Annotated in this window: 22 protein-coding genes; 7 read left to right on the plus strand and 15 right to left on the minus strand. The window is 58.5% G+C overall.

Annotated elements, in window-relative coordinates; translation table 11 throughout:
- The first annotated feature begins 7 nt into the window (after positions 1 to 7).
- A complete protein-coding gene (locus ACUW6V_RS09900; protein WP_104658930.1) occupies positions 8 to 589 on the plus strand; it encodes a DUF1349 domain-containing protein in 582 nt (193 codons plus the stop codon).
- Between the two features lie 79 nt (positions 590 to 668).
- A complete protein-coding gene (locus ACUW6V_RS09905) occupies positions 669 to 1,637 on the plus strand; it encodes a DMT family transporter (RefSeq protein WP_181397909.1) in 969 nt (322 codons plus the stop codon).
- A 31-nt stretch (positions 1,638 to 1,668) separates the two neighbouring features.
- Here ACUW6V_RS09905 and ACUW6V_RS09910 read toward each other — a convergent pair whose 3' ends face one another.
- Complete coding sequence (locus tag ACUW6V_RS09910; RefSeq protein ID WP_454038309.1) at positions 1,669 to 3,342, minus strand: methyl-accepting chemotaxis protein; 1,674 nt, start codon at positions 3,340 to 3,342, stop codon at positions 1,669 to 1,671.
- A 243-nt stretch (positions 3,343 to 3,585) separates the two neighbouring features.
- Here ACUW6V_RS09910 and ytfE point away from each other — a divergent pair, with 243 nt between their 5' ends.
- Positions 3,586 to 4,251 carry an iron-sulfur cluster repair protein YtfE gene (ytfE, locus tag ACUW6V_RS09915; protein WP_104671714.1) on the plus strand — a complete coding sequence of 222 codons (666 nt, stop codon included), beginning with the start codon at positions 3,586 to 3,588 and terminating at the stop codon, positions 4,249 to 4,251.
- A 69-nt stretch (positions 4,252 to 4,320) separates the two neighbouring features.
- Here ytfE and cycA read toward each other — a convergent pair whose 3' ends face one another.
- Both cycA and fklB read right to left on the minus strand, forming a co-directional pair.
- The gene (gene cycA, locus ACUW6V_RS09920; protein ID WP_004385314.1) at positions 4,321 to 5,733 is read right to left on the minus strand and encodes a D-serine/D-alanine/glycine transporter; all 1,413 of its coding nucleotides are present in this window, start codon (positions 5,731 to 5,733) and stop codon (positions 4,321 to 4,323) included.
- A 289-nt stretch (positions 5,734 to 6,022) separates the two neighbouring features.
- Positions 6,023 to 6,643 (minus strand): FKBP-type peptidyl-prolyl cis-trans isomerase, encoded by a 621-nt coding sequence (gene fklB, locus ACUW6V_RS09925; protein WP_007702034.1) that lies wholly within the window; start codon positions 6,641 to 6,643, stop codon positions 6,023 to 6,025.
- Between the two features lie 201 nt (positions 6,644 to 6,844).
- On the opposite strand from fklB, the gene ACUW6V_RS09930 reads away from it, so the two are divergent.
- Positions 6,845 to 7,423: an OapA family protein gene (locus ACUW6V_RS09930; protein ID WP_104671715.1), complete on the plus strand. Its 579-nt coding sequence runs from the start codon at positions 6,845 to 6,847 to the stop codon at positions 7,421 to 7,423.
- 72 nt (positions 7,424 to 7,495) lie between these two features.
- On the opposite strand, the gene rplI is transcribed toward ACUW6V_RS09930, so the two are convergent.
- The 5 genes from rplI to yjfP all read right to left on the minus strand — a co-directional run bounded on the left by rplI (position 7,496) and on the right by yjfP (position 9,834).
- Positions 7,496 to 7,945 (minus strand): 50S ribosomal protein L9, encoded by a 450-nt coding sequence (gene rplI, locus ACUW6V_RS09935; protein ID WP_004385310.1) that lies wholly within the window; start codon positions 7,943 to 7,945, stop codon positions 7,496 to 7,498.
- Positions 7,946 to 7,986: 41 nt separating this feature from the next.
- A complete protein-coding gene (gene rpsR, locus ACUW6V_RS09940) occupies positions 7,987 to 8,214 on the minus strand; it encodes a 30S ribosomal protein S18 (protein ID WP_000135199.1) in 228 nt (75 codons plus the stop codon).
- A gap of 4 nt (positions 8,215 to 8,218) precedes the next feature.
- A complete protein-coding gene (gene priB, locus ACUW6V_RS09945; RefSeq protein ID WP_004385309.1) occupies positions 8,219 to 8,533 on the minus strand; it encodes a primosomal replication protein N in 315 nt (104 codons plus the stop codon).
- A gap of 5 nt (positions 8,534 to 8,538) precedes the next feature.
- Positions 8,539 to 8,934 carry a 30S ribosomal protein S6 gene (gene rpsF, locus ACUW6V_RS09950; protein ID WP_001216673.1) on the minus strand — a complete coding sequence of 132 codons (396 nt, stop codon included), beginning with the start codon at positions 8,932 to 8,934 and terminating at the stop codon, positions 8,539 to 8,541.
- 171 nt (positions 8,935 to 9,105) lie between these two features.
- Complete coding sequence (yjfP, locus tag ACUW6V_RS09955; protein ID WP_454038310.1) at positions 9,106 to 9,834, minus strand: esterase; 729 nt, start codon at positions 9,832 to 9,834, stop codon at positions 9,106 to 9,108.
- Positions 9,835 to 10,036: 202 nt separating this feature from the next.
- Here yjfP and bsmA point away from each other — a divergent pair, with 202 nt between their 5' ends.
- The 3 genes from bsmA (at position 10,037) to ACUW6V_RS09970 (ending at position 12,835) form a co-directional block, all read left to right on the plus strand.
- Complete coding sequence (gene bsmA, locus ACUW6V_RS09960) at positions 10,037 to 10,345, plus strand: biofilm peroxide resistance protein BsmA (RefSeq protein WP_007852316.1); 309 nt, start codon at positions 10,037 to 10,039, stop codon at positions 10,343 to 10,345.
- A 135-nt stretch (positions 10,346 to 10,480) separates the two neighbouring features.
- The gene (locus ACUW6V_RS09965) at positions 10,481 to 10,756 is read left to right on the plus strand and encodes a YdgH/BhsA/McbA family protein (protein ID WP_004385306.1); all 276 of its coding nucleotides are present in this window, start codon (positions 10,481 to 10,483) and stop codon (positions 10,754 to 10,756) included.
- Positions 10,757 to 10,903: 147 nt separating this feature from the next.
- Positions 10,904 to 12,835, plus strand: a complete 1,932-nt coding sequence (locus ACUW6V_RS09970) for a methyl-accepting chemotaxis protein (RefSeq protein ID WP_454038311.1) — start codon at positions 10,904 to 10,906, stop codon at positions 12,833 to 12,835.
- Here ACUW6V_RS09970 and ACUW6V_RS09975 read toward each other — a convergent pair whose 3' ends face one another.
- From ACUW6V_RS09975 to nsrR, 7 genes are all read right to left on the minus strand, one after another.
- Positions 12,836 to 14,470: an isovaleryl-CoA dehydrogenase gene (locus ACUW6V_RS09975; RefSeq protein WP_105606875.1), complete on the minus strand. Its 1,635-nt coding sequence runs from the start codon at positions 14,468 to 14,470 to the stop codon at positions 12,836 to 12,838. It lies immediately after the preceding gene.
- 90 nt (positions 14,471 to 14,560) lie between these two features.
- Positions 14,561 to 15,748, minus strand: coding sequence for a glutathionylspermidine synthase family protein (locus tag ACUW6V_RS09980; RefSeq protein ID WP_454038312.1), 1,188 nt, complete (start codon positions 15,746 to 15,748; stop codon positions 14,561 to 14,563).
- Positions 15,749 to 16,405, minus strand: a complete 657-nt coding sequence (locus ACUW6V_RS09985; RefSeq protein ID WP_004385302.1) for a DUF1190 domain-containing protein — start codon at positions 16,403 to 16,405, stop codon at positions 15,749 to 15,751.
- A gap of 21 nt (positions 16,406 to 16,426) precedes the next feature.
- Positions 16,427 to 16,825: a DUF350 domain-containing protein gene (locus ACUW6V_RS09990; RefSeq protein ID WP_004385301.1), complete on the minus strand. Its 399-nt coding sequence runs from the start codon at positions 16,823 to 16,825 to the stop codon at positions 16,427 to 16,429.
- Positions 16,826 to 16,981: 156 nt separating this feature from the next.
- Positions 16,982 to 17,713 (minus strand): 23S rRNA (guanosine(2251)-2'-O)-methyltransferase RlmB, encoded by a 732-nt coding sequence (gene rlmB, locus ACUW6V_RS09995; RefSeq protein ID WP_007778372.1) that lies wholly within the window; start codon positions 17,711 to 17,713, stop codon positions 16,982 to 16,984.
- An 81-nt stretch (positions 17,714 to 17,794) separates the two neighbouring features.
- Entirely contained in the window at positions 17,795 to 20,260 is a 2,466-nt protein-coding gene (gene rnr / locus ACUW6V_RS10000) for a ribonuclease R (RefSeq protein ID WP_032988009.1), read from the minus strand.
- A gap of 36 nt (positions 20,261 to 20,296) precedes the next feature.
- Entirely contained in the window at positions 20,297 to 20,722 is a 426-nt protein-coding gene (gene nsrR / locus ACUW6V_RS10005) for a nitric oxide-sensing transcriptional repressor NsrR (protein ID WP_004385299.1), read from the minus strand.
- Positions 20,723 to 20,729: the final 7 nt, after the last annotated feature.

Below are 20,729 nucleotides of genomic sequence, written 5' to 3' on the forward strand. Positions count from 1 at the left end.
AAGAGTGATGGAAAATCTGGCGAACTGGCGCTGGCTGAATGAACCCGCACGCTGGCGGCGCGAAAGTGACGCGCTGCATGTCACCACCGATGCGCAAACCGATTTCTGGCAAACCACCTGGTATGGCTTTCAGCGCCATTCCGGGCACGTGTTCGGTACGGAGGTTGCCGGTGAGTTTACCTTCCAGGTGCGCGTCGAGGGCGATTTCACCACGCTATATGATCAGGCGGGGCTGTTCCTGATGGCGGATGAGCAACACTGGCTGAAAGCGGGCATTGAGTATAACGACGCGCAGCCGATGATAGGCAGCGTGCTGACGCTTGAACGCTCCGACTGGGCGACCGGCATTTTCCCCGCCGCGCAGAAGCACTTCTGGCTGCGCCTGACGCACCAGAACCAGAGCCTGCGCCTGCAATACTCCACCGACGGCGACACCTGGCCGCTGCTGCGCCTGTGCCCGTTTCCGCAAGCGGAGCGCTATTTCCTCGGCGCGATGTGTTGTTCGCCGTCGCGCGCCGGGCTTGAGATAGTTTTCTCCGATTTTCGCCTCGGGCCGCCCAACGGCAAAGATCTGCACGATCTGAGCTGATGCGCAGCAAGCTGGTACAAGACGCCCGTTTTCGCCCGCCGCTACACTCATGCGCTAAACAGCGACGTGGGTGGTGATGATGTTAACGGGTGTGTTGTATGCCCTGCTGGCGGGGATGATGTGGGGGCTGATTTTCGTCGGCCCTTTGCTGGTGCCGGAATACCCGGCGGTATTGCAGTCGATGGGGCGCTACCTGGCGCTGGGCCTGCTGGCGCTGCCGCTGGCGTGGGCCGGCCGCGGGCGGTTAAAACAGCTTACCGCGCGCGACTGGCTGACCGCGCTGGCGCTGACCATGATGGGCAATCTTATCTATTACGTGTGTCTTGCGAGCGCCATTCAGCGCACCGGCGCGCCGGTCTCCACGATGATCATCGGCACGCTGCCGGTGGTCATCCCGGTCTTCGCCAATCTGCTCTACAGCCGTCGCGACGGCAGGCTGCCCTGGCGGCGGTTGTGCCCGGCGCTGGCGGCGATTTTCTGCGGGCTGGTCTGCGTCAATTTCGCCGAGCTGCGCCACGGTTTGCCGGGCTTTACGCCGGGCCGTTACGCAAGCGGCATTGCGCTGGCGAGCGTGTCGGTGATTTGCTGGGCGTGGTATGCGCTGCGTAACGCGCGCTGGCTGCGGGAAAACCCCGACAAGCACCCGATGATGTGGGCGACCGCGCAGGGGCTGGTGACGCTGCCCGTCTCGCTGGTGGGTTATATCGCCGCGTGCGTGTGGCTCTCTGCGGATAACAGCGGTTTCGCGCTGCCCTTCGGCCCGCGCCCTGGCGTGTTTATCGGCCTGATGATCGCCATTGCGCTCTGCTGTTCGTGGATTGGCGCGCTGTGCTGGAATATCGCAAGCCAGCGCCTGCCGACCGTGATCCTCGGCCCGCTTATCGTCTTTGAAACGCTGGCCGGGCTGCTCTACACCTTCTTGCTGCGCCAGAGCCTGCCGCCGCTGCTGACCCTGACCGGCATCGCGTTGCTGGCCGCAGGCGTGGTGATGGCGGTGCGGGTGAAAATCGTGCCGGTCGCGGAGCGCGTGACGCAGGAGGCGCCATAAAAAAAGGCCCGTCGGTGACGGGCCTTCAGGCTTAGAACGTTTCCCAGTTGTCGCTGCCGCCCGTCGGTGCGGCTTTGAGGCTCGCCACTGGCGCTGGCGCGCTGAAGGATGACGCCTGCGGCGCAACGCTTGCCGCGCGCGCCTGGGCGCGGTTGAGTTTAAACACCGCGACCGCTTCATTGAGCTTGCCGGCCTGATCTTCAAGGGCTGCTGCGGCGGCGGCGGACTCTTCCACCAGCGCGGCGTTCTGCTGCGTCACTTTATCCATCTCGGAGACCGCCAGGCCCACCTGATCGATACCGCGGCTCTGCTCATCGGACGCCGAGGCGATTTCCCCCATGATATCGGTCACACGCGTCACCGCGCCGACCACTTCTTTCATGGTTTCGCCCGCTTCGCGCACCAGCTGCGAGCCCGCATCGACGCGGTTGCCGGAGTTTTCGATAAGCGCTTTGATCTCTTTCGCCGCCTGCGCGCTGCGGCTTGCCAGCGTACGGACTTCGCCCGCCACCACCGCAAAACCACGGCCCTGCTCACCTGCACGCGCCGCTTCCACCGCCGCGTTGAGCGCGAGGATGTTGGTCTGGAACGCGATGCCGTCGATCACGTTGGTTATCTGCGCGATCTGGTTAGAGCTGGCGGCGATTTCATCCATGGTACGAACGACGCCATCCACCACTTCCCCGCCTTTCAGCGCGGTTTCCGACGCGGTACGCGCCAGTTGCGTCGCCTGACGGGCGTTGTCGGCGTTCTGTTTCACGGTCGCGGTCAGCTGTTCCATGCTGGCGGCGGTCTCTTCGAGCGACGCGGCCTGCTGCTCGGTGCGTGAAGAGAGATCGTTGCTGCCCGCGGAGATTTCGCTGGCACCGGTGAAGATGGTGTCGGTGCTGTCGCGCACGGTGCTGACCGTACGGGCCAGCGCCTGCTGCATCTCGTGAACGTTGCGCGCCAGCAGCGCCATTTCGTTATGGCCTTGCGCATCGATAGGCTGCGTCAGATCGCCTGCGGCAATCGCACGAATGTGACCCATGACGTCATGCAGCGGCAGCAGCAGCACACGGCGCATCGCCACCCAGCTGATGATAATCACAGCCAGCACCATTACCATAATCGCCGACAGGATCCACAGAATGCGCTCGTAGTCGCTTTCATTGTCTTTTACGCCTTTACTGGCAAGCTTCGCCTGCTCGGCGCGCCACTCGCGATAAACGACCTGCATGGCGTTCTGCTTCTGCTCGGCGTTCTGCTTGAACATGCCTTCCAGATTGCCTTCGGCCAGGAATTTGTTCATTTGCGCAAGCGTTGAGGAGTAGATGCGGTACTGCTCTTCCAGACGATCGACCAGCCGTTCGTCCATGCCCGGCGTTTCCGGCAGGCCATAGTATTTATCGTAATGGCTCTTCGACTCTGCCAGCAGTTTATTCGCGGTATCAACCAGTTGATTGAGCTGGCCGCCGTTGATCTGGTTCGCCATGTTGCCTTGCAGACGCAGCATGCCGCGGTTAAGCGTGACGCGCGTCTGGTTGAGGCTTATCCAGGCGTCGGTAAATTCTGCCACGTTCTGGCTGGAGATTTGCGAGACGTTAAAGTTGTCTTTGTCATTATTGAGCGCCGTGATGAAAACGCCTGCCGCGATAAGCTGCATCGCGCCCAGAACGATCAATACGGTAATTAAAAGGGTTATGACTTTTATACGTTTAAACATGAAAGACCTTTTTGCAGGTGTAATCCAGGGTGTATCTATCGGCAGGTCATTCAGGTTGTTTAATCAGCAAAGCGGCGTGGAGCGCGGTTTCCAGTTATTTCCTGATAGCGATCAGCCAGTTAGCTATCAAAATATTTTTGTGACACACCTCACACTTTAATCCCTCCTCCCCGAAAGGGTTATAGCCTCGCCTTAAAGATGCATTTAATATGCATCTTAATAAATCCTGAGTGAGGTACTGCTATGGCCTTCCGTGACCAACCCCTTGGCGAACTGGCGTTAACCATCCCGCGCGCCTCTGCGCTGTTTCGTAAATACAACCTGGATTTCTGCTGCGGCGGCAAACAGACGCTGCTGCGTGCGGCAACGCGCCAGGCGCTTGATTTGAACGCGATTGAAAGCGAACTGGCGGCATTGGCTGAAACACCTCTGGAGAAGGACTGGCAAGCCGCGCCGCTTGCTGAAATCATCGATCACATCCTTGTGCGCTACCACGACCGCCACCGTGAGCAGTTACCAGAGCTGATTTTGCAGGCCACCAAAGTGGAACGCGTTCACGCCGATAAACCGGGCGTGCCGAAGGGGCTCGCGAAGTATCTGAGCCTGCTGCACGACGAGCTGACGAGCCATATGATGAAAGAGGAGCGCGTACTGTTCCCGATGATTAAACAGGGCATGGGCAGCCAGGCAACCGGACCGATTAGCGTGATGGAGAGCGAGCACGACGAGGCGGGAGAACTGCTGGAGGTGATTAAGCACACCACGAATAACGTGACGCCGCCGCCGGAGGCCTGCACGACATGGCGCGCGCTGTATAACGGCATCAATGCGCTGATTGACGATCTGATGAATCACATCAGCCTTGAGAACAACACCCTTTTCCCGCGTGCCCTCGCAGGCGAAAAATAAAAGGCGCCCTGTCGAGCGCCTCAGTAACTTGACCTTTTGGGCCCGATACGTGGGCCCTTTTTTTATGGCTTAGCGGCGGAAGTTCGCCAGACGTTTCTTGCCGATAAACAACCAGCACACGCCCAGCACCACAAACCACAGCGGCGTCACCATCAGCGCCTGGCGGGTGTCGTCTTCCAGCGTCAGCAGCGCAATAACAAACACGAAGAACGCCATGCAGACCCAGCACATCAGTTTACCGAGCGGCATTTTATAGATCGATTTCTCATGCAGTTGCGGACGCTGCTTCCGGTACACCAGATAAGAGCACAGGATGATGGTCCAGACGAACATAAACAGGATAGCCGACACGGTGGTGATCATCGTAAACGCGGTGATGACGTTCGGGTTGATATAGAGCATCACCACACCGCCCAGCAGGCAGATGCAGGAGAAGGTCAACCCTTTCGCCGGTACGGCGCGTTTAGAGAGCTTCGCGAACGCTTTCGGCGCTACGCCGTCCTGCGCCAGGCCGTAGAGCATACGGCTGGTGGAGAAGACGCCGCTGTTGGCCGAAGAGGCCGCCGAGGTCAGCACCACAAAGTTAATCAGGCTCGCCGCCGCCGGCAGCCCCACCAGCACAAACAGCTCCACGAACGGGCTCTTGGTCGGCACGACGGAACTCCACGGCGTCACGGACATAATAATAATCAGCGCGAAGACGTAGAACATAATGATACGAACCGGAATCGAGTTGATCGCGCGCGGCAGCGATTTCTCCGGATCTTTGGTTTCGGCGGCGGTGGTGCCCACCAGCTCAATCCCCACAAACGCGAAGACCGCAATCTGGAAGCCCGCGAAGAACCCGCTCAGCCCTTTCGGGAACCAGCCGCCTTCATTCCACAGGTGCGTAAAGGACGCTTCAACGCCGGTCGGCGATTTAAAGTGCATCAGCACCATCACCAGCCCGACCACGATAAGCCCGACGATGGCGACGATTTTAATCATCGCGAACCAGAACTCCATCTCGCCGAACATTTTCACGGTGGCGAGGTTAAGGGAGAGCAGCAGCACGACCACCGCCAGCGACGCGACCCAGTCCGAAAGCCCAGGGAACCAGAACTGCGCATAAGCCGTGATGGCCACGACATCCGCCATGCCGGTGACCACCCAGCAGAACCAGTACGTCCAGCCGGTAAAATACCCCGCCCACGGGCCGAGTAAATCGGCGGCGAAATCGCTGAACGATTTATATTCGAGATTAGAGAGCAGCAGCTCGCCCATCGCCCGCATGACGAAAAACAGCATAAAGCCGATGATCATATAGACAAAAATGATCGACGGGCCGGCGAGGCTAATGGTTTTGCCAGAGCCCATAAATAACCCGGTGCCGATAGCGCCGCCGATAGCGATTAGCTGGATATGACGATTGGTTAGATTGCGCCGTAGCGACTGCTCAGCCGGTGCCTCAGCAGCATCAGCCACTTTGATCTGTTCTGACATGTTCGTTTCCTGTACCTGTCTGTGTTGTGGAGGCTCTGCTGGCCTCTATTTACGTGTTGAAATGACGATGTCCTTGGCGAAAGCAACATCGATATTAGGTAAGAATCGGAGGGTTGAATACTAAGATTTAAATATAATGTTAATTTTATGTTTAAAATGGGTGGCAAATCACTTTCACTTCGCGAAATGCATCACAAAAATACCCGTATTCCGCTTATTATCAAAATAAAATCGCGTCATTTCGCTTACGGGAAAACAATTCCCCGCCGCAGCGGGGAAAGGAAAAGCCTTACAGGATTTCCAGCAGTTCGACTTCAAAGACCAGCGTGCTGAACGGCGGAATGGATGCACCCGCGCCGCGCTCGCCGTAGGCCAGATTGTGCGGAATGGTCAGTTCCCATTTGGAGCCGACCGGCATCAGCGTCAGCGCTTCGATCCATCCTGCGATTACGCCGCTGACCGGGAATTCCGCGGGTTCGCCGCGCGCGACGGAGCTGTCAAATACGGTGCCGTCGATAAGTTTACCGGTGTAGTGCACACGCACGCGATCCTTACGGGACGGGATCGGGCCATCACCCTGCGTCAGCACGCGGAATTGCAGGCCGGATTCGGTGCTGTTCACCCCTTCGCGCTCGCGGTTTTCATCCAGATATTTCTGGCCTTCTACCGCCATCTCCTGCTGGCGCTCGCGACGCACGGCGTCGGCGCGTTCGTGGATTTCACGCAGCGCGCGATGCACCACGTCAACAGGAACGGCTGGCTGGTTGCCTTCCAGCGCGTCACGCAGCCCCGCCACCAGTGCTTCCGGCAGCAGACCCTGTAAGCCCGACTCGCGCAGTTGCTGTCCGACCTGTAAGCCAATGCCGTAGCTTGCCTGGGCTTCAATGGTGTCAAAAGAAGGGGTTGTCATGGGGTTATCCTTTCTCAATGGGAAAATTAGCGGGCAGCATAACAGCAGCGCCACGTTGGGTAAAATAATCCTCCGGCAAGGTGATAAGGTCAGGGATGTCAGCGCGCTCACGAATGCGCGCTTTACTACCGGCATCAAACAGTTAGAACGCTATAATGGTACACTGGCGCGGCGATGCGTTTGAGTGAATGAGGAGAAGACATGCCTGGACGAATTAAACCGCTGCTGGCGCAGGTATGGCACGCCCCGGATCATATCCGGCTGATGGACCCGCTGCCGCCTGCGCACCGACGCGGCATTATTCTTTGCGCGGTCGTTATCGCGCTGTGCTTTTTATGGCCTTCTTCCAACGAGCCGGAAACGCCGCAGCGTCGCGACGCGCAGCTCGATTTAACGCCTACGCCGGAAGCGCCGATGCAGCCGCAGGCGGTAGCACCTGTGGAAACGCCAGAGGCGAATGTCCAGCAGCCTGCGCCCAGCGCGCCGGTGCAGCCGTTCCAGAATAATGACATCGAGCAGCAGTGGCGTACTTATCGCGTGGAATCGGGCAAAACGCTGGCGCAACTGTTCCGCGATCACGGTCTGCCGCCGGAAGATGTGTACGCGATGGCGAAAGTGGAAGGCGACGGCAAGCCGCTCAGTAATCTTCAGCTGGGGCAGATGGTGCAGGTTCGTCAGAACGCCAGCGGCGTGGTGACGGCGCTGACCATTGATACCGGTGATAACCAGCAGGTGCTGTTTATCCGCCAGCCGGACGGCAGTTTCCTGCGCGTGCGCTGAGACTTTTCAGCATCTCAGAAAAGCAAAACGCCGGCACAAGGCCGGCGTCTTTACGTGTAGTTGAGTAAAAACTTACTCAGCAACCACGTTTACAGTCAGTTTAGCGAATACTTCGCTGTGAACCTGGAAGTCCACTTCGTGTTCGCCAGTGGTACGCAGAACGCCGTTCGGCAGACGAACTTCGCTCTTAGCCACGTCAACGCCAGCTGCAGTTACAGCGTCAGCGATGTCGCGAGTACCGATGGAACCGAACAGTTTACCTTCGTCGCCCGCTTTGGACGCGATGGTAACAGAGCCCAGCGCATTGATTTTCTCTGCGCGAGCTTCAGCAGCGGCCAGAACGTCAGCCAGTTTGGCTTCCAGTTCAGCGCGACGTGCTTCGAAGAACTCAACGTTTTTCTTGGTAGCCGGCACAGCTTTGCCCTGCGGAACCAGGAAGTTACGAGCGTAGCCCGCTTTAACGTTTACCTGGTCGCCCAGGCTGCCCAGGTTTGCTACTTTATCAAGCAGAATAACTTGCATTACCTTATCCTCTCAAAGTCGTATTAATGGACCGTGACCGATTACTGATGACGATCAGTGTACGGCAGCAGGGACAGGTAGCGAGCGCGTTTGATAGCGCGAGCCAGCTGACGCTGGTATTTTGCACGGGTACCGGTGATACGGCTCGGGACAATCTTACCGCTTTCGGTGATGTAGTTTTTCAGCGTAGCGATATCTTTATAGTCGATCTCTTGAACGCCTTCCGCGGTGAAACGGCAGAACTTGCGACGACGGAAATAACGTGCCATTTGGCTAGTCTCCAGAATCTATCAATTCAATCTGCTCGGCATGCAACACCATTTTGCTCAGTCCGTTCTTTGCCTTGTGGCAACTGATGAACCCCTGAACGGTGATTTGCGTGCCGACCGTTATACTGTGAGTAACGGCCTGGTTCTCGTGCCCGCTGATTATTACAGGCATCTGACACCACGCCTGCCGGTGGAAACCGGCCTCCTCCTGCACAGAACGATGCTCAAGCACGAACTGGCAATGAGGAATTCCTGATGGGCTGACCTTACGAAGGGGTGCCCTGCACACGGTGCCGGACAACACCAGACGGTTGGCCATCAGAATTACTCTTCAGAATCCCCAGCTTCAGCATCATCAGCGGTTTCGTTAGCGAAATCATCGCGACGCTCACGGCGCTCGTCTTTCGCTTTAACCATCGGAGAGGCTTCAGTTACGGCGTGTTTGGTGCGCATAACCATGCTGCGGATAACGGCATCGTTGAAGCGGAAGGTAGTTTCCAGCTCATCGATAACTTCCTGCGGCGCTTCAACGTTCATCAGAACGTAGTGTGCTTTGTGCAGTTTGTTGATCGGGTAAGCCAGCTGACGGCGGCCCCAGTCTTCCAGACGGTGGATCTTGCCTTCTGCACCAGTGATGGCAGCAGAGTAGCGCTCGATCATGCCCGGAACCTGTTCGCTCTGGTCAGGATGGACCATAAAAACGATTTCGTAATGACGCATCGAATTGCTCCTTACGGATTATTCAGCCTCCTGTCTGGGTCAGCCGCGGCCCGGGGAGGCAAGGAACGTGATTAAAGGGCGGCTGAAAAATTGACGCGTCATTCTAATGGCGGACCATGACAAACACAAGGCCGCTGGTAAAAAAAGCCGCAATCCCGGTTTGCCCGGCTTTTAAAGAGAGCGGCGGAAAAACGCAACCGTCGCATCCAGCGCCTCAGGCGTGATGCGGTGCTTCACGCCAGGCTGCCACTGGCAGGTGAGATTGTTATCCAGCGCCCGTTCGCGCAGCGCGTCGGCTAAACGCAGGCTCTGCGCCGCCGGCACAACGTCGTCCTCTTCGCCATGCCATAAAAACAGCGGGCGATCCGAAAGAGATGGCAGGCGCGCGCCCACGTCCCAGGGTGCCAGCGCGGCTCTCACCACGGCAGCTTCGGCGGGCTGCGGCGGGAAAAGCGTCTGTGAAAGCGCGCTAAACCAGCCGGAGCCCATCAGGCTCGCGACGCATTTCACTTCCGGATGATGGGACATGATGCCAAGCGCGGTCATGCCGCCCATCGACGCGCCGCCAACGGCGAGCCTGCCGTCCGCCACCAGCCCTTCATTGAGAATCGCGTCGCGCAGCGCCGGGTATTCCGTCAGCGTCGCGAGCAGGATTTGCCAGAACTGCGTCATCCGCCGTGGTGCATCGCCGCTAAAACGCGCGCCGTGATCGGGCGCGTCCGGCATAATCACGCGAAACCCGGCCTGCGCCAGGGCGACGGCGAAATAGCTGTAGACCGTTTTGGATGAGGTAAAGCCGTGATAAAACATGACCGTCGGCAACGGCTTGTCATGCTCTCCCGCAGGCACCGCATGCAGCGCCTCAATCCCCGCAAAACGCCGGGTCGAAATTTCGATCATACTTATCTCCTGCAAAACGTCTTTAGGCACAGACGCCATGATGCCAAAAACCCGCGCAACGCATGGATTTTTATCGTGTTGCGAGCCAGATTACGCTTTTACGATTTTCTACGCCCAAAAGCGCGCCTTCGTCGGCAGAACCGGGATATAGCGAACGCCTATTCCCTTACACTTACTACAATTAATCCCTGAGGTAACGAGAATGCATATGCGACGGCTCATCCCTTTATTAATGGTGGCGACACTGACGGCCTGTAGCGCCCTTGAAGGCACGCCGCAACCTGCGCCGCCGGTGGCGGATCATCCGCAGGAGATCCAGCGCTACCAGACGCAGGGGCTTGTCAAAATGGGCACCGTCACGACGCTGCAGTATGGATCACCGGATGACGCGCTGCGCGATATCGCCGCACAAGCAGGCGCCGCAGGCGCAGATTACTATCAGGTCATCTCCAATGATGACTCTCTGCTGCCTGGCCGCTGGCACGCCCGCGCGATTTTGTACCGAAAGTAAGCGTAAGCCGTCGTTTTATTTAGCGAAATTTACACTGCCTTTGCGTGCATTGATCGTACCTGCTGCACAATAACTTTCGGACTGCGCCCGGAACCGGCGCGCTGCATCTATCGAAAAGGTGTAAGGGAGCTGACAATGAAACGATCGCTGGCTTTAACGTCACTGCTGTTATCGGCGGGTCTGATTTCCACTTCTGCGCAGTCTGCCGAAGAGGTGAATGCTGACAGAGTGACGGGCTTAAATGAAATTGGCGTCATTTCGGTAAACGATATTTCCGGCACGCCGCAGGAGATTGAAAAAGTCATCGCCTATAAAGCGGACGAACAGGGCGCGGCGTATTATCGAATTATTCAGATGCATGAAAATCAGCGGGCCGATAACTGGCACGTGCAGGCAATTATCTATAGTTGAACGTTCTTTAGCTAAATTCTGGTTTTTATTTGGCCTTGCCATGATCCAAATCAAAATAGATTGAAACAAATAGTTACATTTACTCACTAAATATTAGGGCTCAACTGCCGTTGAAGGTGCCAAATACTGGCACTTTTGGGCTCTTTTATGACACTCTCATTTCAACGCTGGGGACTGGGCGCGAAGCTTTCATTCCTCACGGGCGTCGCGGTCGCGGCCCTTTTTTTATTGTTCACGTTTGCATTAAGTCACAAAGCCAGCGAACAGCTGGAAGCGCTGGCGCTTGAAGATCTCCATAACCAGACCACAAGCGTGGTGGATATGGCGCAGATGTTCGACAGCAGCCTCAGTGAGGAAGTGGCAAGCTTTACTAAACTCTTCAACAGTTTTATTCCGCAACCCATCAGCCGTGACGAAAGCCAGATGCAAAGCATCAATGGCATCAGCGTGCCAATGCTTAAAGGCGGCGAAACGTCGCTGCATGAAAACAACGCGCTGCCCGATGATTTCCTGACCCGCACCGGCGCTATCGCCACGCTGTTTGTCCGCAGCGGTGATAACTTCGTGCGCGTGGCGACCTCGCTGCGTAAAGAAGATGGCAGCCGCGCTATCGGCACGCAGCTCGATACCGCAAGCCCGGCGTTCGCGCCGGTCATGAAAGGCGAAACCTACCGCGGCCTGGCGCTGCTGTTCGGCAAACGCTACATCACGCAATACGAGCCGGTGAAAGACGCCAGCGGCAAGGTGATCGCGATTCTGTTCGTCGGGGTGGATATCACCAACTCATGGCAAGTGATGCGCAATAAAATCCTCAATCGCCGTCTGGGCGACAGCGGACATTTTTATGTCATTAACCGCGCGCCGGGCAAAACCTACGGCCAGTTCCTTTTCCATTCGAGCGATGAAGGCAAACGCCCGTCATGGCCGGACGCTGTCTTAAAACCGGTGCTGAGCGAGCCGCAGGGGACGCTTGAGATGGAAAAAGAAGATGGCCGCACTGCCCTGCTGAGCTTCACACAACTGCCGGGCTGGAACTGGGCGATTGTCGGCGAAGTGGATAAAGCGACGCTGCTGAGCGGTGTAACGAGCATGCGCAATCAGTTCCTTGCCGCAGGCGTTATCGTCTCGCTGCTGTTTGCCGCCGTGTTTGTCTGGACCGTTCGCCGCTGGCTTACCGCGCCGCTGCGTAACGTCATCACGCTTGCACGCCAGTACGCCGCAGGCGATCTGCGCGAAACCATCGACACACGCCGCCAGGATGAGGTCGGCCAGCTTATCGACGCCATCAATGGCATCGGCAACGGCCTGCAGCAGATAGTGACCCAGGTGCGCGACGCCGCAGGCGATATCAGCCACGGCACCCGCGCGCTGGCGTCCGACAGCGGCGAGATCAGCGAGCAGATCAACAAACAGGCGAGCAGCGTGGAGGAAACCTCCGCGAGCATGGAACAGCTGGCGGCCACGGTGTCGCAAAACGCCGCTAACATGGAGCAGACCCAGAGCCTGGTGAAAGAGGCGTCCGACGCCGTGCAGCACGGTGGCGAAACGGTCAGCAACGCGGTGACCACCATGAACGACATTCGCAGCGCTTCACAGCGCATCGCGGATATCACGCATGTGATCGAGTCTATCGCCTTCCAGACCAACATCCTGGCGCTGAACGCCGCCGTGGAAGCGGCGCGCGCCGGGGAGCATGGCAAAGGTTTCGCGGTCGTGGCGCAGGAAGTTCGCGCACTGGCGGCGCGCAGCGCCAACGCGGTGAAAGAGATAGAGCAGCTTATCAGCGACACGCTGGCGAAAGTCAGCGAGGGCCACGCGCTCTCCGAACAGACGCGCAACGCGATGGAAGCGATCATCAGCCGTATCGGTCAGATCAACCAACTGGTGACGGAAATTAACCACGCCTCGCACGAGCAGTCTGCCGGTATTGGCCAGGTGAATATCGCCATGCACCAGATTGGCGAAGCCACCCACATCAATGCCGAGCGCGTGACGCGCAGCGAGCAGACCGCGCAGGTACTGCGCGAGAAAGGCAACCACCTGAACGAACTGGTGAGCCTGTTCCGCCTGAAGGCGTAATCAGCCCGCCCCACCCGTGGCGCGCAGTAGCGCCTGCGCCAGCACCGGCTCCGGTAGCGGGCTGTCGCCACGGGTATCCAGCATCATCCGACACCAGGCCTGCGCCAGCGGCGGCGTCAGCGAGCGCAGCACCTGAGCGCCACTCGCCAGTAAAAAGAGCTGGGTGGTAATGGCGCGACCGGCTGCTTCATCGGGCCTGCGCAACTGCCCGGCGAGCTGTCGCCAGGCGCGATCGAAATGCCTGTCCTGCCCTTTTACCGCGTCAAATTCATGGCTCAGCATCTCCAGCACGCCCGGCTGGCGCGTCAGCACGCGCAATACGTCGAGGCACATAATGTTGCCAGAGCCTTCCCAGATACTGTTAACCGGCATTTCACGATAAAGCCGGGGCAGCTCGCTCTCTTCGCAATACCCGATACCGCCGAGCGCTTCCATCGCCTCCGCCACAAACGGAATGCCGCGCTTGCAGACGCCATATTTCGCAGCAGGCGTAAAGAGGCGGGCGAACGCCACTTCATGCGGCGATTCGCGCTGTTCCCAGGCGCGCGCCAGACGAAACAGCAGCGCGGTCTGCCCTTCCAGCTCCAGCGCCATGCGTCCGAGCACCTGACGCATCAGCGGCTGCTCAATAAGATTTTTGCCGAACGCCTGACGCTGATGGGTATGGTAAAGCGCCACCGCCAGCGCGCGGCGCATCAGCCCGTGGCTGCCGAGCGCGCAGTCAAAGCGCGTCATGCCGCCCATGCGCAGGATCTGGCGCACGCCTTCGCCCTCTTCGCCGAGCAGCCAGCCGAGCGCGTCGAGAAACTCCGCCTCGCTGCTGGCGTTCGAGCGGTTGCCGAGTTTATCTTTCAGACGTTCGAGGCGCACCGCGTTGCGCTGACCGTCCGGCAGAAAGCGCGGCACGAAGAAACACGAAAGACCGCCTTTTGTCTGCGCGAGCACCAGATGCGCGTCGCTTTGCGGCACCGAGAAAAACCATTTATGCCCCACCAGCCGGTACGCCTCGCCGGGGCCGCGCCCTGCTACGGGTTCCGCGCGGGTGGTATTACTGAGCACATCCGAACCGCCCTGCTTTTCCGTCATGCCCATGCCGATGAGCAGTCCGCGTTTCTGCGCGCCGGGCAGCAGGTGGGAATCGTAGCGATCGCTTGCCAGCGGGGTCTGCCAGTCGGCGAACAGCGGCGGCAGATGAGCCTGTAACAGGGGTGTCGCGGCAAACGTCATGGTAATCGGGCATAACGTGCCTGCTTCCACCTGCGCGTGCAGAACGAAGCGCGCCGCGCGGGCGACCAGCGCGCCTTCGCGCGCCGTCTCAAGCCACGGCAGATTATGAACCCGGTTAGCGAACAGCCCCTGCATCAGCAAGTGCCATGCCGGATGAAAGCGCACGTCGTCAAGACGTTCGCCGCGCGCGTCATAGCGCAGCAGCTCTGGCGGATTGGCGTTCGCCAGTCGCCCTAATTCCAGCGATTCCGCGGTGCCGAGCTGCTGGCCAATGCTTGCGAGCAATTCAGCGTCCCAGCCTGCGCCTTCGCGCAGCACCGCCTCGCGCAGCGCGGTATCGGATAAAAACAGATTGCTGTTATTGAGCGCAACGGGCTGGTTAAACACCGTATGGGTTTGCCAGTGCATAAATCCCTCTCCTTACCTGTGACAACCGCGTTAAGTATGGAAGGAGAGGAAAAAGAAACCGCCTGCGTGCTTCACAAAAGTGAAAACCCGTCAGCCGGCGATATAGTGAGGAATGAAACGAGAGGTATCTTTAGTAATAAGCGAGACATCTTCGCGGATGCCAATACCCGCGGGCTCATCGCCGACAATCCAGCTGCCGAGCAGCGTATAGCTGTTGCCAAAACGCGGCAGCGCCTGAAACGCCTGCCAGATAACCGGCTCGTTGCCGTAATCGCCCTCTTCGTGGGCCAGCACCTGCGATTCTTTATCAAACAGCGTCACGTTGCCGCCTTCGCGTGAGAACAGCGGTTTGCGAACGTACCCTGCGTAGCCCGCAAGCGCCTGCGCGACATCATGCCGCTCGCGCACGAAATCGTCGTTGAACCACGCCGGTAACAGATTCGGATGGCCCGGAAACTGCGCCCAGAGCAGCGGCAGCAGCCCTTTATTGCTGAGAATGCTTTTCCACAGCGGCTCATACCAGCGCTCGGCGCGCTTACAGAGCAGCGGGCCGTTGTCGTCGCGCATCATCCACTCCAGCGGATAGAGCTTAAATGCCTGCCGGATGACGTTATCGTCCAAATCCGTCAGCACGCCGCCAAGGCCCAGGCCAATCTCTTCGATATAGATAAAACGCGTCTCAAGGCCCGCCTGGCGCGCGCAGTCTTCCAGGTACAGCACCGTGCCGCGATCCTCTTCAGACTCCTGGCAGCAGCTGAAATAGAGCGGTTCAGGCGTCGCTATCTCAGCCAGACGCGCGATGAGCTTCTCCTGAAGGCTGTTGAACTGATCGGCATCGCGCGGGATAACGCCCTGGCGGCGCGCATCCTCCAGCCACTGCCACTGGAAATACGCGGATTCGTACAGCGAGGTGGGCGTATCGGCGTTGTACTCCAGCAGCTTCACCGGCCCCTGCCCGGTCCAGACAAAATCCATGCGCCCGTAAAGCGACGGATCCTGGTCTTTCCAGCTTTGGGCAATGGCGTCCCAGTACAGCTCGGGAATGGCGAGTTGCTCAAGCAGGCGCGCATCGCGCACGGCTCTATCCACCACGTCAAGGCACATCTCGTGCAGCTCCGCGGTGGGCGATTCTATCTGTTCTTCAATCTGGCGCAGCGTAAAGCGGTAGGCGCGGCTTTCATCCCAGTAGATTTCATCGTCAATAATATGAAAGTGAAAGCCGTGCTCGTGGGCGATACGCGCGAGATCCGGGCGTACCGGCGTGTGATGGCGCAGCATTTAGCCTCCCCAGCTACTGCGGGAGCTGGATGAACGGCCAAAGCCGCCGCGGGAAATCGTTGTGGCGCTGCGGGTGACGAGGCTATGGCTGCTGGCGCTGGCACCGGAGCGGTTGCCGCCGCGCCAGACATAATCGCCAGACGCGTTTTGCCAGACGGGGCGCGTGTAGTAGTAGTGATAGCCGGAGCCTGAGGTGTAATACGACGACGAGGAGTCATCCAGCTCGCGCTTTTTGTCTCTGTTGCTCGCCAGCAGGAAGCCCGCCATCATCGGCACCCAGGTTTTCGCCACGCCGTCGTAATAGCAGTTATTGCCATACGCGGTGCTACAGGCGTCCCAGGTGAGCTTCGGCGGAATATCTTTTTCAAACTCGGCTTTGGCGGTATTCCAGGCGTTGGTGCAGAGATCTGCCGGGTTCCCGTCCTCACGGCACTCGTCGGGCGTCGAGTAATAGACGCCATCGCCGTCATTGTCGTTATCGCCGGTATCCTGACAGGCTTTGAGGCCGAAAAACGCCGCGCCGCCCATGATGGCGAGCGTGAGTATTTTCGGCCCTTTTCGTTCCGGCTCCGGGCGTGGAAGAAATTTCAGATCCGAGGTATTCGCAACCGGATGACCGCCATTTTTCTTTCCACGTCTTTTCCTTGCTGCCGACATAGCCTTCCTTGTTATTTCGTTTTACCAGGTCATACAGGCCGCGTTCAGAATACCGCCCGCCAGCGACGCCACGCCCATGAAAATAGCGGCCGCGACGTTGCGGTTAATGATTTTCTCGCTCAGTTTCGGCATATATAAACGCACGCCGCCGTAGATTATAAGCTGGACGACGAGCGCGATCGCCCCCCAAATCAGATAGTCCGTAATGCTGACGGAGTTGATCGCCGCACTGGCGAGCGGCACCACATAGCCTAAAATCGCGCCGCCGAACGTAATCGCCGCCGCGCTGTTATTCTCTTTAATTAATTTCCACTCGTCGTGAGCGGTGATGCGGGTGTAGATGAACATGAAACAGTTAATCATCGCCAGCCCAATAAAAAAGTAAGCGCAAAACGCCATCAGTCCGTGGAATGTCTGCACGGTTGCATCTCCTGAGTCCAGTTAGAGGTATTGATTAAACAGGCAAATAGCCTGTGGCGCTTATAGTAGCAGCGGAGTTTAGGGTTTCTGGCGCTTTAATAAAACTTTACACAGGGAGCGGGGGCAATAAAAAACCCTCCGCAGAGGGTTTTACGATTAGCTGCGCTGACGCACGGCTTCGAAAAGGCAGATGCCTGTCGCCACCGAGACGTTCAGCGAGGAGACGCTGCCCGCCATCGGAATGCTGATAAGCTCGTCGCAGTGTTCACGGGTGAGACGACGCATCCCTTCCCCTTCCGCGCCCATCACCAGCGCCAGCGGGCCGGTCATTTTGCTCTGAAAGAGCGTATGATCCGCCTCGCCCGCCGTGCCGACGATCCAGACATTCTCTTCCTGCAACAGACGCATGGTGCGCGCGAGGTTGGTCACGCGGATCAGCGGCACGCTTTCCGCCGCGCCACAGGCGACTTTTTTAGCGGTCGCGTTAAGCTGCGCGGAGCGATCTTTCGGCACGATCACCGCATGTACGCCCGCCGCGTCGGCGCTGCGCAGGCAGGCGCCGAGGTTATGCGGATCGGTCACGCCATCCAGGATCAGCAGGAATGGCTGCGCGTGCGCCGCCAGCAGATCCGGCAGATCGTTTTCGCCATACTGACGCCCCGGCTTGACGCGCGCGACGATACCCTGATGCACCGCGCCATCCGCTTTTTCATCCAGCCACTGGCGGTTTGCCACCTGCACTGGCACGCCCTGCGCTTCCAGCGCGTGGATCAGCGGCAGCAGACGTTTATCTTCACGTCCTTTCAGAATAAATACTTCCTGAAAGCGCTCGGGAGCGCGCTCCAGCAGGGCCTGCACCGCGTGGATGCCGTAAATCATTTCACTCATGAATGGTACTCGTTATGGGCGGCAAGCCGCCCGGTGTTAGGCAATACGTAATAAATCGGGCCTGGCTCGCAGGCCCCGCGATTACTCGTCGCGCTTTTTCTTCGCCGCGCGCTTCGCTTTGGTGGCGGCCGCGATTTTCTGCGTTTTGGCCGACGGTTTTTTACTGCTTTTCGCCGGTTTGTCGCTCTTCTCTGCCCGCGCCGCGCCATCTTTCTTCACCTTTCCACGGCCTTTCTCACTGCGAAATGCCTCGTTAGGTTCGAAATTCTGGCGCTTGCCGACCTGACGACGGCTGCGGTTTTTAGCGCCGCCGCCTCGCTTCTCGCGCTCGCGCGCGGTTTTACCCACGTTACGTGGCCCGCGTTCGCTGGAGATGAGCGAGAAATCGATTTTGCGCTCGTCCATGTTAACCGCTTCGACTTTGACTTCGACGCGGTCGCCCAGACGATACGTCTGGCCGCCGGATTCGCCAATCAACCGCTGGCCGACCTGATCAAAGCGGTAATAGTCGTTATCCAGCGACGAGACATGCACCAGGCCATCGATAAAGAGATCGGTCAGGCGCACGAAGAAACCAAAGCCGGTGACGCTTGAGATCACGCCGGAGAAGGTCTGGCCGACCTGATCCTGCATGAAGTCGCACTTCAGCCAGTCCGCGACTTCACGGGTGGCTTCGTCGGCGCGGCGTTCCGTCATGGAACAGTGCTGGCCCAGTTGCAGCATCTCTTCCATGGTGTAGTGCCAGCCACCGCTTTCAGTGGTGTTGCCTTCGTGGCCCTGCTCTTTGGCGATCAGGTATTTAATCGCGCGGTGCAGCGTGAGATCCGGGTAGCGGCGAATCGGCGAGGTAAAGTGTGCGTAGGATTGCAGCGCGAGGCCAAAGTGGCCGCGGTTTTCCGGATCGTAAATCGCCTGCTTCATCGAGCGCAGCAGCATGGTTTGCAGCATCTCGTGATCGGGACGATCGGCGATGGAATCGAGCAGCTCGGCGTAGTCGCGCGGTTCCGGCTTGTTGCCGCCCGGCAGCTCCAGCCCCAGCTCCGCCAGTACAGAGCGGAACGAGGTGATCGCTTCGTTGGTCGGGCGATCGTGAATACGGAACAGCGCCGGCTCTTTGTGCTTCTCGACAAAGCGCGCGGCCGAAATGTTGGCGAGGATCATGCACTCTTCGATAAGCTTGTGCGCGTCGTTACGCTGGGTCTGCTCGATGCGATCGATACGGCGCTCGGCGTTGAAGATGAACTTCGCCTCTTCGCTCTCAAACGAGATACCGCCGCGCTCGGTGCGCGCCTCTTCCAGCGCTTTATACAGCGTGTGCAGCTCTTCAAGATGCTTCACCAGCGGTTGATACTGGCTGCGCAGATCTTCATCGCCCTGCAGAATATGCCACACCTTGGTGTAGGTCAGACGGGCGTGCGAGCTCATCACCGCTTCATAGAATTTATAGCCAGTGAGACGGCCTTTGGCGGAGATCGTCATCTCACAGACCATACAGAGGCGATCCACCTGCGGATTCAGCGAACACAGGCCGTTGGAGAGCACTTCCGGCAGCATCGGAACAACCTGCGACGGGAAGTAAACCGACGTGCCGCGGTTGCGCGCTTCGTTATCAAGCGGAGTCGGCGGGCGTACATAGTAGCTGACGTCGGCGATAGCCACCCACAGGCGCCAGCCGCCGCCGCGTTTTTTCTCACAGAATACGGCATCGTCAAAGTCGCGGGCGTCTTCGCCGTCGATGGTGACAAGCGGCAGGTTGCGCAAATCGACGCGCCCCACTTTGGCCTCTTCCGGCACTTCTTCTTTCAGGTGCGCAATCTGTTCTTCGACGGCTTTCGGCCAGACGTAAGGGATTTCATGGGTGCGCAGCGCCATATCGACGGCCATGCCGGTGCCCATGTTGTCGCCGAGCACTTCAACAATTTTACCGATAGCTTTGGTGCGGCGCGTCGGACGCTGTGTCAGCTCGACGACCACGACATACCCCATGCGTGCGCCCATCACCTCTTCCGGCGGAATGAGGATATCAAAGCTCAGGCGGCTGTCGTCCGGCACCACGAAGCCGACGCCCGCGTCGGTGAAATAGCGCCCGACGATATTGCTCTGCTTCGGCACCAGCACGCGCACGATACGCGCTTCGCGGCGGCCTTTGCGGTCTGAACCGAGCGGCTGCGCCAGGACGATATCGCCGTGAATGCAGGTTTTCATCTGCTCAGACGAGAGATAGAGATCGTCTTTACGGCCCTCTACGCGCAGGAAACCGTAACCGTCGCGATGGCCGATGACGGTGCCTTTTTGCAGATCAAGACGTTCCGGCAGCGCATAGCACTGGCGGCGGGTAAAGACTAACTGGCCGTCGCGCTCCATGGCGCGCAGGCGGCGACGCAGCGCTTCCAGCTGTTCCTCGCCTTCAATGCCGAGTTCAGACGCCAGTTCATCGCGGTTAGCCGGTTTTTCACGTTTGGTTAAATGTTCAAGGATGAATTCCCGGCTCGGGATGGGATTGGCGTACTTTTCAGCTTCTCGTTCCTGAAAAGGATCGTGTGACATAGCGGTTCCTCCGTTGTCATCAGTGGCGCGAATGCGTCATTCCACCAGCAATAATTTGTAAAGCGGCTGGTTTTCCTGCACTAAATCGGCCAGCGTGTAGTTATCCAGTTCCTGAAGAAAGCGCGCCACCGCGTCGCCCAGCACCTGTTTCAGGCGACACGCGGGGGTGATGTGACAGAACGCGCTACTGCAGTTCACTATAGACAGGGGCTCCAGCTCACGCACGACATCACCAATACGGATGGTTGCGGCTGGTTTGCCAAGGCGGATCCCGCCGTTTTTACCCCTCACGGCGGTCACATAGCCCGCACGACTAAGTTGGTTGATTATTTTGACCATATGATTGCGGGAGACGCCGTACACCTCAGTGACTTCAGAAATGCTGGTCATGCGGCCTTCCGGCAGGGACGCCATATAGATCAAAGCCCGTAGCCCGAAATCGGTAAAACTCGTTAACTGCACATCAACC

This window comes from Cronobacter sp. 153480017-3, assembly GCF_053627815.1.

Bases quoted from the DNA above. Each gene is read 5' to 3' on its own strand.
- bsmA (WP_007852316.1), top strand. From the start codon at position 10,037: ATGCATATGCGACGGCTCATCCCTTTATTAATGGTGGCGACACTGACG.
- rpsR (WP_000135199.1), bottom strand. From the start codon at position 8,214: ATGGCACGTTATTTCCGTCGTCGCAAGTTCTGCCGTTTCACCGCGGAA.
- rlmB (WP_007778372.1), bottom strand. From the start codon at position 17,713: ATGAGTGAAATGATTTACGGCATCCACGCGGTGCAGGCCCTGCTGGAG.
- cycA (WP_004385314.1), bottom strand. From the start codon at position 5,733: ATGTCAGAACAGATCAAAGTGGCTGATGCTGCTGAGGCACCGGCTGAG.
- ACUW6V_RS09975 (WP_105606875.1), bottom strand. From the start codon at position 14,470: ATGCACTGGCAAACCCATACGGTGTTTAACCAGCCCGTTGCGCTCAAT.
- yjfP (WP_454038310.1), bottom strand. From the start codon at position 9,834: ATGATCGAAATTTCGACCCGGCGTTTTGCGGGGATTGAGGCGCTGCAT.
- ACUW6V_RS09910 (WP_454038309.1), bottom strand. From the start codon at position 3,342: ATGTTTAAACGTATAAAAGTCATAACCCTTTTAATTACCGTATTGATC.
- ACUW6V_RS09980 (WP_454038312.1), bottom strand. From the start codon at position 15,748: ATGCTGCGCCATCACACGCCGGTACGCCCGGATCTCGCGCGTATCGCC.
- priB (WP_004385309.1), bottom strand. From the start codon at position 8,533: ATGGCCAACCGTCTGGTGTTGTCCGGCACCGTGTGCAGGGCACCCCTT.
- ACUW6V_RS09985 (WP_004385302.1), bottom strand. From the start codon at position 16,405: ATGTCGGCAGCAAGGAAAAGACGTGGAAAGAAAAATGGCGGTCATCCG.
- ACUW6V_RS09900 (WP_104658930.1), top strand. From the start codon at position 8: ATGGAAAATCTGGCGAACTGGCGCTGGCTGAATGAACCCGCACGCTGG.
- rplI (WP_004385310.1), bottom strand. From the start codon at position 7,945: ATGCAAGTTATTCTGCTTGATAAAGTAGCAAACCTGGGCAGCCTGGGC.
- rpsF (WP_001216673.1), bottom strand. From the start codon at position 8,934: ATGCGTCATTACGAAATCGTTTTTATGGTCCATCCTGACCAGAGCGAA.
- fklB (WP_007702034.1), bottom strand. From the start codon at position 6,643: ATGACAACCCCTTCTTTTGACACCATTGAAGCCCAGGCAAGCTACGGC.
- ACUW6V_RS09930 (WP_104671715.1), top strand. From the start codon at position 6,845: ATGCCTGGACGAATTAAACCGCTGCTGGCGCAGGTATGGCACGCCCCG.
- rnr (WP_032988009.1), bottom strand. From the start codon at position 20,260: ATGTCACACGATCCTTTTCAGGAACGAGAAGCTGAAAAGTACGCCAAT.
- ACUW6V_RS09970 (WP_454038311.1), top strand. From the start codon at position 10,904: ATGACACTCTCATTTCAACGCTGGGGACTGGGCGCGAAGCTTTCATTC.
- ACUW6V_RS09905 (WP_181397909.1), top strand. From the start codon at position 669: ATGTTAACGGGTGTGTTGTATGCCCTGCTGGCGGGGATGATGTGGGGG.
- ACUW6V_RS09965 (WP_004385306.1), top strand. From the start codon at position 10,481: ATGAAACGATCGCTGGCTTTAACGTCACTGCTGTTATCGGCGGGTCTG.
- ytfE (WP_104671714.1), top strand. From the start codon at position 3,586: ATGGCCTTCCGTGACCAACCCCTTGGCGAACTGGCGTTAACCATCCCG.